Below are 15,341 nucleotides of genomic sequence, written 5' to 3' on the forward strand. Positions count from 1 at the left end.
AATTATTTTCCTTTCTTTTGTGCGCGTGTGATTGCACCATTATAGGCGTAATCATACGCTGATTTTGCGGCACGATAGGGGCGCGTGGCGGCGTTCTTTTTGAGGTTGCCTTGGTTATCCTTTACTAAGCTTGCCGTACGCTGGCGAATAAAGCCGCCTGCTTGTTGTACTTGTCCACCCAGATGCTGAGACAGAGTTTGTCCGTTTCCACGAAGCGGAGGGAGACTGCCGCTGCCGGAATTGTTTCCACCTGCAGCTGCAGTTGTACTGGCATAGGGTGCAGACATCCGCGGCTGTACCGGCCTTGCGTTTCGGTTAACAGGCATGGCCGGAGTCGCAGGACGGCCTGCCGATGTGGTCTGCAGTGGACCGGTGTTTCGGGTCACTGTAGATGGTGACGACGATCTTCTGGTGGCCGCAGCGGGTTTCGATTGGTTTGCACCGGCCGGTTTGGTCGTTGGCAGCGGTGCATTAACGATTGGATTCATTACTGGAGTTGCTGCCACATTTGCAAAACGAGATGCAGCGGAAGAAAAATTGCCACCGGAAGGCGAGCCGGAAAGGATAGATGCGACGGATGAAGCGGTTTGTCCGGTTGCCGCTGTCCGTGCGCCGTGTCCGCCGAAAGCACGCTGCGGGCTGACGGCTGCATTCTGCAGACTGGACCGCTGTTGGGTTTGACTCTGACCGGCGCTTTGCCGTCCGTCTGCGTTTTTCGGGGATACGCCCTGTGCATTGCCGGTGCCGGTTACATTTAACTGCCCTGCAGTCAAATGATTGGCTTGCAGGTTTGGCGAGGCGGCGGCTTGTCCGCCTGCCGCTTTGTTCCCGCTCGTTTGTCTGAGAGCCTGCCTGGCTGCTCTTTTTCCAGCACCCCAGCCGCCGAGTGCGGAAGCAGCAGACGCAGCACCGGACACAACATTTCCACCAAAAGATACAGCACCTCGACCGGCTTGCGCAAGATGACTGGCAGCTCCATGCTGCCCAAACAACCCCCCAACACGAACCATGCCGCCTTGTCCGTTCGGCACACGGGAGCCGAAAATGCCATTATGGACACCGCGCGTAGCACGACCGACAGACTGCAGACCGTACAGGGTGCGCATGGAATCTTTCACGCCAACGTCAATACCGAATATCTTTTCAAAGATATCCGGGCCGTCGATCGTAATCCACGCAAGCCCAATTTCCAGTATGATTTTTGCCAGGATACCGAAAATGCTGCTTAGTATGCCGGGCAACCCATTGGGCAGCGGAATTGTGATATTGGAAATCCAGGTGTTTGCCGCCATGTAAAAGGTTAACATGAACGTTGTACCAAAGAGTGCAGCCAGACTGCCGAGAATGCTCTGCAACGCCTGCTTCGTGCGCTGCATGGTACGCAGATCTGTCACGGCAAGCAGTTGGGTAAGCCCCTGTTTGATGCCGAGTTCAAACATGATGCGCACCCACTTGATTCCGGCCATCAGGAGCACAAAGCCGGTTACCAGGAGGGCAACATACATATTGAGCCAATCCACTTTGTAACGATAATATTCTTCGGATAAAATGGATATTTTGTTGCCCGCAACTGCACCGTCCCAGCGGTTGTCCAGATATTGTACAACCGCATTTCCCTTGCGCTGGGATGATAGTTTTGTTTCCCAAAATACAACGTGCTGTGTCAGGGTTTTGGGATCGGTGTCTTCACAGACGGTTTTGGAGTCTACAAACTCTGTCGGATGGATGCCATAAATCTGCATGAGATTCGGATTGTTTTGATTATCCGGAGATTTTGTATTGTTGGAATCAAGGTAATCATTGCGATTCTTTGTCTGAGAACCGTTTTTAGTTGTGATAAGCGCACCGCTGCTTTTATCGGTTGCCATGCCCGCGCGTTCATAGTAAAACACATCGGTTATGTTTTGCGCGACAATGGCGCTGCCCATTGTCGTATTTTGGTCAATACCTGCAACGCTGACCAAGGACACGGTAACAGCAAGTCCGGCCGCAACAAGCGCCGGAATGGACACGCTGATTAAAACGCCCTCAAAAATATGGCGGGCGGCATCCTTAATATGCTGCGGTTTGGCGACTACCTGAATGCCCAGGAGAACGAGGGCAGCAGCCATTAAGGCCATACCGATTCCAGAAAATCGTTGAAGCAGGTCGCCGCCCTTCTGTCCCTGAGCATAAAAGCCGCTGCCTTGGAACAGTCCGTCAGAAAGCTGTTTGTCCAGTTGACTGCTTCCCGTCAATTTTCCGCTTAGAAACTTAAATACACTCAGGACGACAAAGGACAGCGCATCGTCAATCATCCCCATGCCGCAGGCAAGCAACCAGCCCAGCAGGCGAAAGGGATAGGAAAGGATATTGTTCTGCGGCAGGCTGCTATCTAACTGCTGGTGTAGGGCAATAACAGAATTAGCCATGTCACCTTTTGTCCAAGAGCCTCCAGGACCGTTCATAACCTCATTCGCCTTATCTGTTACTGCCGAAATCCCTTTATACTGATTTGTGTCAATATTGGGCGCATTCCCTGCGTGGACACCCACCGCCAACATACCGGACAAAAGGCAGACCAGGAGCAGTGCAAGGCAGAATTTGCCAGCTTGATGGCAAAAAAAGCGGCGTTTCTGCGTTGCCTGGCGTGCTTTCAAGCTGTATTGTGGTGGCTTTATACGTTTAAACTGCTTCATGCGGCATTTTCGCCCTCCTTCCAAATTTGTTCGACCTGTGCAATTAGGTCATTGTACAGCGCATCCGGGATGCTGTCGGCCAACAGCATTTGCGCAAATTCCTGCCAGGTGAAATCTCCGAGCGGTTTACTCCCCTGCAGGGTATCGTCAACCATGTGTATACGGTTACTGATTGTCTGCAGCTTTTCTTCCGTAACAAAAGCAGAAAGCAATGTTTCACCGGACGGCCCGGTGCTTTCCGCCAACTCGTCTTCTTCCTCCGTATTCTGTTCTGTGTCCTGTTTTGGCGGTTCCCAACCCTGCTGACTGATGGGGTCAAAAACAATGTCGTCCAAATTCACAGACAAATGCGTACAGGTCTTTGATAGTTTGAGTTCCGTAAACGTCTGATCAGAAAATGAATGCAGATATTCATAGCAGGGCTTCATCTGCAGTTCGTCGGTGTTCAAAATTGGGTATTTTTTACGGATATCCCGATGCTTTTCGTCCTGTCGATGTAAAGCACGAACAACAATGGTTTCGCCCATTGCCAAGTCCGGCAGCTGGTTAGCATCCAGCAGAGGGTGACGATCTGTCTGCTCGGTCAGGCTTTTATCCAGCTGAAACGTATTGCCATATCTGGAATTCACGGTGATTGTTTCGTACCCGATTTCCTCTGAAAACGCTTTGTTGGTTTCGGTATCGTTGGAAAGGACATAGATATGGTTGCCGCAGTTTCCCTTAATGGTAGAGGCCGCCTTGCCGTACAGTTCATCCAACTGTGCATATGCTTGAATAAACAGATTAAAGCGGATATTGCGCCCCAGGCACACGGTAATAAAATGTGCCATGTTCGGGATAGGGGGAATATTGCCGAATTCGTCTAAAAGATAAATAACTTGCCGTTTGCACTTTTTGCCCTCCAGATCGGCGCGGTAAGCCAGTGCCTGATAGATCTGCGTGAGAAATATGGTCAGCAAAAAATCATTGGACTGGTCGTAATCCGGCGTCACGATGAATAACGCAACCGGTTTATCTCCGAAGCCGATGGATTCCAAGTCCAAATCGTTTCTTGCGGTCATTTTGGCAATCGGTGTCAGCATGAGCTGGGAAAGCTTCGCCATAGCGTCAGATGTGATATTGCCTTTGGTGCGGCCATCTGCAGCGTTTACGGGTGCGTACTGGTATCGTGCTGCCCAGTTTTTCGACATGACATAGGAATCCAGTGGCGGAATATCACCATTTTCCGGGTCCGGCTGGCAGTAGTCAACGATGAAGCGGGCAACGGAATACATCGTAATCCGGTCATACCAAACTTCCGCTTCTTTTTGGCTGCCTGCGTCCAAGCACTCCTGTGCCTTTTCGCAGCAGTCACAGACGACAGCCAGGATTGCAGAGGTCGTAATCGCGGTGCCCCATTCCTGCCAGACTTTTTCCTTGGCGTTCGGATCGAAGTTAATGACATATGCCAAAGATTTTGCATAGCTCTCCGCCTTTGCGGATTCTGCTTCTGCGCTGCCGATTAGCTCATTCTTTGTCTCTGGATTCTTTTCCGCTTTCGCTTCTTTTTGCAAATGCAAAAAAGAGATATACGCATATTTAACGACTTCGAGCGGATTGTAAGACAAGCCGTCATACGGCGGCTTCAGATTAAAAATATGGACATCATAGCCACGGCGAATTAAGGTATCCCGCGTTGCTGCCGCAAGCTCGCCTTTTGGGTCTGCCACAATCATGCTGGCTTTGTCCCTAAGCGCCTTTGCGCGGCTGTAGAGGTCGATCAGCGGCTTTACATACAGCTCGCCCTTGCCGGATCGTGTGGTTCCAATGCACAAATTATTGACTGGGTCACGGTCAATCAAAAAATAGTCTTTCCCGTGTTCTGTAATTCTGGAAATAGGAAAGCCGCCCACGCCGTCGATATCACCGGTACTTTGTGCATTCGGCTCCACAGCCGGGACACGCGGGTACTGCTTTTTGAGTTCTGCAGGCAGCGCCCAGCGGCGGTCGCCTTTGGTTGCTTCATCTGCAAGGGGTTCGTAGGATGTAATAATCCGGAATCCCAGGCGGACGGCCGAAATGAGGTAAAAGATGCCGATTACCAGGTAATAAAGTGGCCAGTAGCCGCCCGTCATAAGATGAAATGGAGATTGCAGAGATAACGCAGAAATTCCCGTTTGGCCTTTCAGAAGTTTCAGAACTCCTTGAAACGCAAATTGCGCCCCAAAGTTTGACACGAAAAACCAGGAAGCCCACCAGAGAACGCAAATAGGAATAACCACGCGTTTGTCGGAAAGGAATCGCTGGATTTTATACCGCGCTTTTTCTTTCCTAACTAACGGATTATCAGGCTTAAACACAATTTTGACCTCCTTGTTGATAAGTAAACCCTGCTCTGGACTTAATGAGAGGCACAGCCTCTGTTAAGTGCGACATAATGTCGCACTTCGAACTGTGCCCCCGGACTAAATCCAGAGCGGAAACGGTTAGATGCCGCCAAAGGCGTTTTGCTGCTTAATCAGATCCACGATTGCCGATGATCCAAAGATCATAATGATGCCCACCACCAGACCGACTATTTTAAGTTTTCCTTCCATCAGCGCATCACGGCCGCCGTGAGCAAATTTAATTCCGCAAAGGATGCCTTCAATGACAGCTATGATCCCGCCAATAACTTGCATAATCAGTACCAAATTTGAGCCGGTTTTTGTTACCTGAGAAGTTGCGTCCGCTGCGAAGCAGGGAAATGCGGCAACGGACACTGTCAATGCAGCCAGCAGCAGCATTAACAGAATCTGTGCCGACCGTTTGCGGCGGTGCTCCTGCCGCGAGTCAAGACGTACTTCTGGTTTCCTGCAGTTCTCTTTTTTCATGTTACGATATCTCCTTATACATAAAATTCAGGCCTGCATTTTGCATGGCCGGTTAAAGCAGCTCCTCTTCCGTGGAAGTTGTGGAAGAGGAACTGTTATAGACATTGTTCGGCTTCTTGTACTGTTGCATCAGGAAGGAAGCGTTTGCCGTGACAATCGCCGCAAAGAATGCGTTGAATGCGGCACTACGCTGGTCTTCCTGTTCCTGACACCATTCTGCCAGGGAGGACCCCTGACTTTTCAAGTAGGCATCTACCAAGTCCCGCTGCTCTTGCGGCGGGTCGAATGCAGGAATGAGTGCCGTGCTTCGTTTACCCATAAATCATTTCTTCTTTCTTTTTTAGATAGCAGGGGCGCAGGATTCCGCCTGGGCCGGTGCTGCGATATTTGTAGACGGAGTTTTCGACTGCAATCGTCGGATGCGGATGTTCGGGCAGGTGGCTTCCAAATCCTGTCCGATAACATCCGAATTCAGCATCACCTCCTTAATGTCAGGGCGCTGCTGAATTACTTCTAAAAGTGCAGCCGTCCCTGCGTTTCCGGTTGCGAGGTAATTGCTGTCCGTTATTTCCTGGTCAGCTCGGTCCATTTGCGTCATAACGGACAGGATTTCAAGAGGTGTTTGTGCCACATAAAGCCGCTCGGCGTGATTATCTATGTACCAGCCGTGCGGTTTCTGATCAGGCGAGAGATCTCGCATACCGGTGACACCGGAAACGGTGGACTGCTGAATCGCACTGTTGCCATCACTGCTTGAAAAAACCGCTGCTTGCTTTCCATCTTGGTAAAGCAGGCCGCGGCCGATGCAGGCACTGATGACTGCGGAACTCACAGATTGTGTTCGCAGAAATTTTTTTACGGCATCTGGACTGCCATCAAACGGCGGCGGTAAAAAAGTTTTTGCATCTGCCGAATCTGGCGCATTTTCATTGACATTTTCACCGCTTTTGGATATAATAGATGTAACGATTGAGTCGTCATCAGTAAAGCTACTGGGCAATTCGAGCCCAGCCTCCCCTGCTGATGATTGACTCGAAAAGTCAACACTTGTAAAGGTCCTGGGCAATTTTAGCCCAGCCTCCCCTGCGAGTTGTTGGCTTTTTTCTTTGTCTAAAAACAGAATCCCATTTGCATGGGCTACCCTGCCCAAAAGACAAGTGGGAGTAAGGTTTCCGTGACTGTCTGTTTCAATGAATTTCTCTTTCCCATACATGGACGTAATGAAATTGCTATCCACTCGGTTGATTTCATAATGTCCTTTTCCATCCGGATGAACTGGAACGATGATTGGAAGACGGTTGGAATCATGTTCTGTTGTTACAACCACAATGTCATTTGCCTTTGTCAGTGATTTCAGTACCATGGCCGGTTCGGAAAGCAAGTGCGGGAGTGCTTTTGCCTGCTCCGCACGGATACCGTGCCAATGGCGGTTCTGACCATCTTTTTGATGGACAACATCTTTTAAGTGCTTTTGCGTCATAAACATAGGAAGCTGTTTTAACCCAAGCATGGTTAACAATTTTGGGGTATCGCACACATACAGGTCTGTGTTGGGTTTGGTTTCCCCCTGCAATACAGCGTCCACCTGTTCCGCAAAGCTTTTCTGTGGGATCTGCGCAAGAAATTCCGGAGTTTCCGAAAAGCCGAAGCGGTCAATATAGTGAGCTGTCTGCTGCCCGTTTTGCTCCAAAACCACTACATCCGACATGGAAAGCGAATGACCGTGAAAGTCCGCAGGCGGATTCAGGTTGAATTTGGCGTAAAGGCCGTCTAAGGTTTCGTCCAGTCCAGCTGGTGCGGAATAAACAGCATCATAGTTTTTTTGACGAACGCCCAGCCCGGCCTTACGCAGCTCGTCCAGGGATCGCCATCGGTAGTCCCGGTATTCGGGTCCGGCCTTTAGCTGATAAATCGTGTAGGACGCGGAAAGAGCCTGATCAGAAACAATAGAAGCAGCCGCAGCGGTTTTTTCGGGAACCGGCTGCGGCTGTTCTTTTGCTTCTGAAATTTCCTGTTCCGGAGGAATTTTTTGCAAAAACGGCTCCAGCGCAGTTCTTGCTTCCAAATAAGCGCTGTTTACCTCTTTTAGAAGATCCTCGAAAGAAAAGTGTGCAATCTTTGCACAAGCTTCATATTCGGTTTTCAAATGGTCAATGCGCGCCTGCGTCAGCTGCAGTCCAAATTGCGATTGCAGCATGACGCTGAAAGCATCCGCTTCCAGTTCCCGGACTTCCGATGGCAATTTTTCTTCCTTTGCATTTCTTTTGTACATCAGGGCGTGACCTAATTCATGCGTCAGCGTTGACAGCTTTTCTGTATCGGGCAACTTGTCGCTGATGGTAATGGAATTTGTGACAGGGTCGAAATAGCCACGCAGAGAAATGGAATGCACATCTCCCTCTGAAACAGGAATCTTCTGACTTTCCGAAAATTCTTTGATGGCGTCATAAAGTGCGGCGTGAAACTGAGAAGTATAGCCCTGCCGGTAGAACTTCGGGTAATCCTCTGGCGGGCAGGTCGTCTGCGCAATGTCAAAAACATTGCCAATGCGGTAGCCGCGCCGCTTGTGTGTCTCTATCTTACCGGCCTTGATGGCAGCCTTTTCTTCCGGAGAAGCGTCGCGCAGCTGGCGAATCTGCTTCTGCCCGTTTTTGTCAATTACTTGGAATGTCGTAATTTCGACCGGAACCAGCACTTTGAGTCCGTGCTGACCGCGCTTGACAGAATAGCCGAGATCCTTCCACTTCTGAAAGCTGCCAACAAACGTGGCATAGGGATTTTGCGCAGCAATCAGCAGTGAATTGTTCATGGAATACCGGTAGAATCGGCTTTTAAAAGCAAGCAGCTCTGCAATTTGTTCCGGATGTTCTTTGTACTGTGCCAGAGCGTTGTCAATCTGTTCTTTCGCCTGCTGGAACTGCTGCCGTTCATATGCGGCGCGTTCTTTCGGAGAATATTCTTTCTTTTTCGCCATCCGCTACACTCCTTTCATCAGGCGAGCGAGTTCCTTTTGCAGACCAACAATCGGAAGAAGCGTGTCGGCGTCCAGGATAGTTCCGACTTCAAGCAATTCCGGGTCCTCTGTCGGAAGAAGGAAAAATGTATCCGAATCGTCCTGGGCGACAACGCCGGTGGAAACGGCACCGACGACCGTTGCCGGGTGCTTAACGACCTGACCATCAATGAACGGTCGAAGATCCTCCGTAATCACATTGGTTCCTCCTCTCCGTAATAGGGAGTGGATTCTTCCGGATAATCGTCTGATGCCGCAGTGCGCTTCTGCAGAACCAGGACGCGCAGATGCCCTTTCGCACTTATCTGCAGTTCCGGCTCATACTGCTTTTCCACGGATTTATCATATTCCGGGATTGTCAGTTCGCCGTCAAACTCCACATAACTGCCTTTGTGACCGGCCTTGTACAGATATCGAGCTTTCGCGCCCCAGGCGTTCAGGCGAATGAATGAGGATTTTTCAGATGGATAATCATTATCACTGGCAATCCGGACGGAACACAATTCCCGCGCTTCTCCTGTTTTTTTCGACGGGATCTGTTTCATCTCCGGAGCCGCCACCAAGCGACCGGTCCCGTAAATATGTAACATCTTGCATCTCTCCTTTTTATAGGCTGGGCGCAACCGGTTCTTGCTGGTGCGCTTTTGAAACGGTCTTCTGCTGCGTTTGCGGTGATGCGGAACGGTTCTGTGCCTGCGCAACCTTGCGCTTTAAGACGCCGACCGCGCCACCGGTCTGTTCCTGCGCCTGGACGGATAGATCCTGACCGGCAGTTTTGATTTCTGCAGTAAGGTCCTGAATTTCCGTTTTACCGGAAGCCAGCACCACATCTTCAATTTGCGGATTTTCTTTCAGACAGTGGGTAATGGAGGCCGCTGCTTCCTTGCCAACGGCCAGGTAATTCGCGTCTGTGAGATTTTCACCGCGTGCCTTGCGCAGTGTCATGAGCGCCATAGCGTCTACTGGCGTTTCTGTGACGAAAAGTTTATTTGCATGGTTATTTACAAGCCATCCTGCAGTAGGATTACTCCCGGACACCTCAGCTGTAAACTGGCTCTTCGGCAGGGTAGTATGCTGTACAGCAGCAACCGGTTTCCCGTCCTTACTCTGGCTGACAAAAACAGCGTTGCGGTCATTGTCCTGATACAGCAGCCCACGTTTTTCCACATCTTTAATAATCTCTTTGTCGATGTGATTTTCGATATTCAGAAATGCGAAAACGTGTTTCTGCAGTTCAGCAGTTTTTTGCGGCAGTTCTAGCTTGGCGGGCATGGATTCCATTTTGTCATTTGAGGGCGTAGGGGAATCAATCGCTTTCTCTGTGACTGTCTGTACCGGTTGTTCTTTTGGCTGTTCTTCTGGCTGGTCGATTGCAGCGAATGGCGTTGCGGCAGCTTTTTCCTGCTCGACCTGTTGTGCTTCCGAAACGGCGTTGTTCTCTTTGCCTTGCATCTCTTCTTGATAGAGAGTCTTGGAGTCTTTCAGAAGGTTGTCCGCCAATGTATCGGCAATGGCGTAGGTTTCTATATAAAGCTTTGCAGAATCCTCGACAATCTGACGGCTTGCTTCATAGGAAATTCCGGCATCCCGAAAAGCGGCGGCTTCCGCCTGAATCAACTGCCGGAGTTTTTCTTGATGACCTTCCGAATTTTTTTCCGCAACCGTTTCAGCAGACCGTTCTGTTTGCTGTACCGTTTCAGCCTGCTGCCGTTCCTCTAAAGTTTCCGGTTCAGCAGTAGAAACAGCTTCTTGTACGGCCTGCAGCGGCGGTTGGTAAACCTGCTCCTGTGCTGTCTGACGATTGCCGGTAAAGAAATTTCGGACACGGGTACGCACCGATTGCCAAAGATTTCCCAGACGTTCGCGGATGGAGGGTTTCGGCACCTCTTGTTCCGGTTCTGGCTGCTCCGGCTGCGGGTTTATGGTCTGCTTCTTCCGACTGGATTCCGGCTGCTTTATGGGCCGCTGCCAACCGCTGCATCAATTGTTCCAGCTTGTCCTGTTCATCCATAACGGATCACTCCTTTTACATATTTGCCGCCATCTGCGGGGCCGCCGGTTGGGGCATTGTTCTGGTCGGCTGATCCTGCTGGGCAGACCGGGCTTTCTCTTTCTTACAAAGCAAATATTCGTTTACATCTTTGCCTTCCGGCACTTTCCAAGCAGAAACAGATACATTGGGCAGATTCTTATGCATATAATCCTGTATTTTCTGGTCTGCATCTAGCCCGGCCTTGTCATTGTCCAATGCAAGAACCACTGACTTAATGGATGGATCAGCCTTTAGGCGTTCGTAAAGGATGTACGCTTTGCTGGTGCCGTTAAGTGCCAGATAATTACTGTTCATTGCATCATGCCCGCCCTGCTCCCGCAAGGTCATCAGGGACATGGCATCAATCGGCGCTTCGGTCACGTACAGCTTGTCGGCATGATTATCCACATACCAGCCCACGTGCTGATCACTGCCAGCAACGTCGCACTTATACGACCGCTTGCCAGGCTGCGGTTTTTCTGTACCCTGCCGAGCTGCATATACAGCCTTTCCCTGCGCGTTCATGCCGACAAAAATAGCCATGCCTTTGTTCTGATAGAGCAAGCCTCGCTGGGTGCATTGTTCGATTACGCTGCTGCTGATGCCGCGGTCGTGGTGCAGGTACTGCACAGCCTTGCGCATATCTGCGCTTTTTTCTGGCAGACGGAACGGCTTTTTCTCTGGTTGCCGGGGCTTCTGCTGTCGTGGATGATAAGTTTGTTCTGCAGAAATTCCCATGTACCGTTCTTTTAAATACTTAATTGCATCGCCTGCATTGTGAATGCCAAGACCCAGCCCATCCTCCTGATCGAAATGCATCACGAAATCGACTGTACTGCCGCCCATTACCTGGCCGTCCGGACCGGTGCGAGAGAAACGAGAAAAAGTGTTGGATGGATAAAACACAACGGAATCGTGCTCCTGCAGGGAATCGTGCAATCCCTGACGGGTCACGGTATAACCGAGATCCTCCGCAACGTCCAGAATATTCACGCGGTGCTTAATAAAATCGGTTTCTTCGGCCTTCTGGCGGTCCCATTCAGCCCGGCGCTCTTGATAAGTCTTTTTCTGCGGTTGTGGAGTTTCATGCGGGGCTTGCTGCTGCACCAGCTTTTCCGGTTCTTTTTCCACCGCCATTGATGCTGCCGGAGACACGACTTTTTCTGGCTCTGCATGGGCAACCACCGTGGACGCGGATTCTGCCGGGGTGAGAACGCTGCCGCCGTGCATCTTTGTGACAACGTCGTCACCGTGCGTGCGTACGGTCGCGGCGTTGTTCGCGCTGACTTGTGCAAACTCATAGGCATCTACCGTTGCATGATCACGGGCATCAACCGTGCTGCTGCCGTGTGCCTCGACGGTAGATTCTTCATATGCGGCAAGGGATGCGGTATCATGCACAATCGCTGTTGCAGTGCCGTACAGGTTGCCGACTGCCTGTTCGTACAGCTCCGCCACGCTGTTTTCGTTGAGTTCCAGATAGCTACTGCCATACCCAACAATACGGGAATTTTCAAACGCATACACGCTGGCGTTATCTGCGGCATGTACATGACTGTCATTTCTTGCCGCGGCAACGTATTTATCCGGCACCAGTACCGGCTGTGCGTAGTTCTGTGCAATTTGCGCCGGTGCGTCCTCCGTACCGAAGTTTACAACAATACGACCATTGTAATCCTCCGGTACGGCATTCAGCTCTTCCTGCGTGGTGACTTTTCGGACTTCATTGCCAGTTTCCGCGTGCCCATGCTGATTCAGCACAATGCTGCTGTCGGCCTGCTCTGCGGTACTGGCATCATGCAGGAAAACGCTGCTGCCGTCTTTTGCAAATACATGACTGTTGTCCAGGGCGTTGACCTGGCTTAGATCCATAGCGTAAATGGTGCTGGCATCCCGCGCGGTAATTTGTGCGGTATCCCGTGCAACAATTTTCGCTTCGTGGAACGCTTCCGCGACATGGCTGCCGATTACAGAAACCGGCATAATGTAAGACTGCGAAATCTGCGCAGGGGTTTCCGGTGTCCCGAAGTTCACAAGGACGGCACCGGGATACTCCGGCGGCACCTGATCAAGCTCCGCTTGACTGCGCACAATCCACTGCGTCCCGGACACCGCCTGCTGATTGGATACTATCCGTTCCACGGTCGCTGTATCCTGAATCGCAACCCGGCTGTTTCCCGCACGGACTGCGTGACTGTGTTCCAGTGCGCGGAGCGAACTGCGGTCATAGGCCGCGCCGTGGGATTCTCCACGCAGCTCTGCCGTGCTGGTGTCATGTAAAATCGCGTTTGCGTGATCAAAAGCTTGTACCGATGCACGGTCAAGGGCATGAACGGTACTTTCCTGCCCGGCACGGACATTGGATGTTTGGCGCGCTATAACGGTACTTTGTTCGTTCGCTTCGACGGATGTAGAATCGAACGCATGAACAACGCTGTTGCCGAACGCGTGAATCCGCGCCGCACCGTGTGCCTCCACCTGCGCATTCTCATAGACATTCGCGCTGTAACTGCCCGGAACCAGGACTGGGTTCAAAAACGCCTGCCGGATTTCGGCAGGCGTGGCAGCGTTCCCAAAACCGAGGACCAGTTGATTAGGCGTATCAGGTTGAACGGCGTTCAATTCTTCCTGAGAGTGCACAATTTGTTTTTCCGGCGGCTGCGGCGCTTCGGAATCGTAAATCAGAGCGTCAAAACGGCTGCGTTCCGTCGGCGTTAGTAAGGTTTCGTACTGTTCCTGGTTTGCAAATGGGAAATAGGAAAGTGTACCATCAGTAAGATTGCAGGGGAACTGGTTACGGCCGCGAAGCAGAGTATCCATGGCTTTCCGCGCAGCCGGACTGCTGTTTGAATTGACAGAAACTGTTTCTTTGACGGATTCCCTCACCGTGTGTAAGTAAGTTTGTCGCTCTGCCAAAGTCATATCCGGAAGGTGTTCCCGCTGCTGAATCAAGGAATCAATGTCTTGAACAAGACCATCTGCGGGGCGGTCATAGCGGACGGCTGCGCCCTCTGATTCCTTTGCGGAGGATGTCCAACTGCCATGCTGCTGATTGATGTCGCTGATTAGTTTAATCGCCTGGCCAGGCCACTGCTGGAGGTTGCGCGTATAATCGTCCAACAGAACATCCGAGTTTTGCACACCACCGGGAACAGCGGTGGAAAGTTCGGTGCCGTGGGTGGGGAAAAGACGGTGGGTATTATCAATCTGCGGCAGATAGGTATTGAGCCACTGATTCTTTTCCAGAATGGATGCCGGATGCAGCGCGGAGGAAAGAATGAAAACTTCCTTTGATGGATCTGCCGCAAGTTTGTGGACGGCGTCTACTACATTCGGATAAGGGGATAATCCACGAAAAAATCCGGGTTGCTGCAGTTGGTGTGGGGTGGCATTCGGCCGGAACTGACACAGCGTACCGGTCAGGTTTACAAAGATGCGCTGGCAGACGACGGTTTCGCTTGCTGCAGCCTCTGCAGTGGCTGTAATTGCCGCAGCACGTTCCTGCTTGATTTCTGCTTTTTCTGCTTTCTGCTGTTGTTCGCTGATCTGCTCCGGGATGCGGCGGCGTTCTTCCTCCAGTTTTGCCGCCTGAATTGCTTCGGGTGATTGCCGCACTTGTTCGAGAAGAAGGGCAAGTTCTGCCATGGAAGAGGCATACAAATCGCTGACAGCACGCAAAGTATGATTGAGATTAAAGCGTGAGGACTGGCAATCGTTGTAATACTGCGTAAACTGCTGCATCCGCGTATCTGTCAACGGTAGTCCTGCCCGTGTTCGGAACATAAGAGAAAGAGCATCCGCAGAAAAGTCGCGGACAGAAACGGACTGAAACTGTGCATTCCCGGCAATTTCGTTTCCCAACCTATCTGCGAGAGTGGCAAGCTTTTCTGTCTGCGAAAGTTCAGCAATGTCCGTTATAGAGCAGCCGAGTTGTTCTGCATATTCGGAAAAGGCAGAAAGCAATTGTGCCGGGCTGTAACGCACTTCGGAAGGCAGGGACTTAGCAGCTGCGGTCCGGACCGTCTGTGACACATCGAACACAGTAGCGGCAGCGTAGCTGGTTCTGACTTTTGTCTGCAGGGTGCCAGCCTGCATTGCTGCTTTTTCCTCTGGAGAGGCATCGGCGGCGGAATGAATCACATCCATGCCGTTCTCTTGGACGACAAATACTCGTTCCGTATGAGGACGGATAACGTGCAGACCCTTTTGTCCGCGTTTTACGGCATAGCCGAGTTGTTTCCACTGCGCAAAGCTGGCAACGTACTGTGCGGTGGGCATTTGGCTGTGAAGCAGCACCGCATTGTTAAAAGACTGCGTCGGAAACCGCGAGGCAAACGCCAATGTCTGCGCAATTTCAGCCGGTTTCTCCTGCAGTACAGCAGCGGCGTCTGACAGCAGATTTTTTGTCTGTCCGGTCAGCGCTGCAATTTTCGCTCTTTTCTCATTATCCATCCTTTTCACTCCCTAACTGTTCAAGATTTTCAATCAATTCCGCGCTGCCAATGGGGTAGCAATCCTGTTCCGCTTCTAAAAAATACGCATTGCCGGTATCATCTTCAAACTGTACGCCGTTTTCCGTGTAGGCGACTGCAAAAGCAAGGCTCGGCGTTGATTCTGCTACCTTTGTTGGCGGACCAAACGGTAAATCATCGTGCTCCATTAGAATTCTCCTTTCAAACTTGTCTGTATTCCTGAGTGCGACATAATGTCGCACTCGTTTTTTTGAGTTCGGACTGAATCAGTCCATGGGAACCATCCTCTTTCTG

10 protein-coding genes are annotated in these 15,341 nt (G+C 51.1%); all 10 read right to left on the reverse strand.

The genetic code is table 11. The features are described from left to right. Positions 1 to 2: 2 nt before the first annotated feature. Entirely contained in the window at positions 3 to 2,678 is a 2,676-nt protein-coding gene (locus PXC00_RS00425) for a pLS20_p028 family conjugation system transmembrane protein (protein WP_316935027.1), read from the reverse strand. Then, entirely contained in the window at positions 2,675 to 5,017 is a 2,343-nt protein-coding gene (locus PXC00_RS00430; protein WP_316935028.1) for a VirD4-like conjugal transfer protein, CD1115 family, read from the reverse strand. Before PXC00_RS00430 ends, PXC00_RS00425 begins: the two co-directional genes overlap by 4 nt. 126 nt (positions 5,018 to 5,143) lie before the next feature. Then, entirely contained in the window at positions 5,144 to 5,530 is a 387-nt protein-coding gene (locus PXC00_RS00435) for a TrbC/VirB2 family protein (protein ID WP_275844928.1), read from the reverse strand. Between the two features lie 52 nt (positions 5,531 to 5,582). Next, the gene (locus tag PXC00_RS00440; protein WP_275844927.1) at positions 5,583 to 5,849 is read right to left on the reverse strand and encodes a hypothetical protein; all 267 of its coding nucleotides are present in this window, start codon (positions 5,847 to 5,849) and stop codon (positions 5,583 to 5,585) included. A gap of 21 nt (positions 5,850 to 5,870) precedes the next feature. Next, complete coding sequence (locus PXC00_RS00445; RefSeq protein WP_275844926.1) at positions 5,871 to 8,504, reverse strand: YodL domain-containing protein; 2,634 nt, start codon at positions 8,502 to 8,504, stop codon at positions 5,871 to 5,873. Between the two features lie 3 nt (positions 8,505 to 8,507). After that, positions 8,508 to 8,741, reverse strand: coding sequence for a hypothetical protein (locus PXC00_RS00450; protein WP_275844925.1), 234 nt, complete (start codon positions 8,739 to 8,741; stop codon positions 8,508 to 8,510). Next, positions 8,738 to 9,133, reverse strand: a complete 396-nt coding sequence (locus PXC00_RS00455; RefSeq protein WP_275844924.1) for a single-stranded DNA-binding protein — start codon at positions 9,131 to 9,133, stop codon at positions 8,738 to 8,740. The genes PXC00_RS00450 and PXC00_RS00455 overlap by 4 nt, the downstream gene beginning before the upstream one ends. Positions 9,134 to 9,149: 16 nt before the next feature. After that, positions 9,150 to 10,427 (reverse strand): DUF3991 domain-containing protein, encoded by a 1,278-nt coding sequence (locus tag PXC00_RS00460; RefSeq protein WP_275844923.1) that lies wholly within the window; start codon positions 10,425 to 10,427, stop codon positions 9,150 to 9,152. A 142-nt stretch (positions 10,428 to 10,569) separates the two neighbouring features. Further along, the gene (locus PXC00_RS00465) at positions 10,570 to 15,027 is read right to left on the reverse strand and encodes a 5' nucleotidase, NT5C type (RefSeq protein WP_275844922.1); all 4,458 of its coding nucleotides are present in this window, start codon (positions 15,025 to 15,027) and stop codon (positions 10,570 to 10,572) included. Continuing rightward, complete coding sequence (locus tag PXC00_RS00470; protein WP_275844921.1) at positions 15,020 to 15,235, reverse strand: hypothetical protein; 216 nt, start codon at positions 15,233 to 15,235, stop codon at positions 15,020 to 15,022. Before PXC00_RS00470 ends, PXC00_RS00465 begins: the two co-directional genes overlap by 8 nt. Between the last annotated feature and the right edge of the window lie 106 nt (positions 15,236 to 15,341).

Source organism: Caproicibacterium argilliputei (assembly GCF_029211325.2).
Classification (GTDB): domain Bacteria; phylum Bacillota; class Clostridia; order Oscillospirales; family Acutalibacteraceae; genus Caproicibacterium; species Caproicibacterium argilliputei.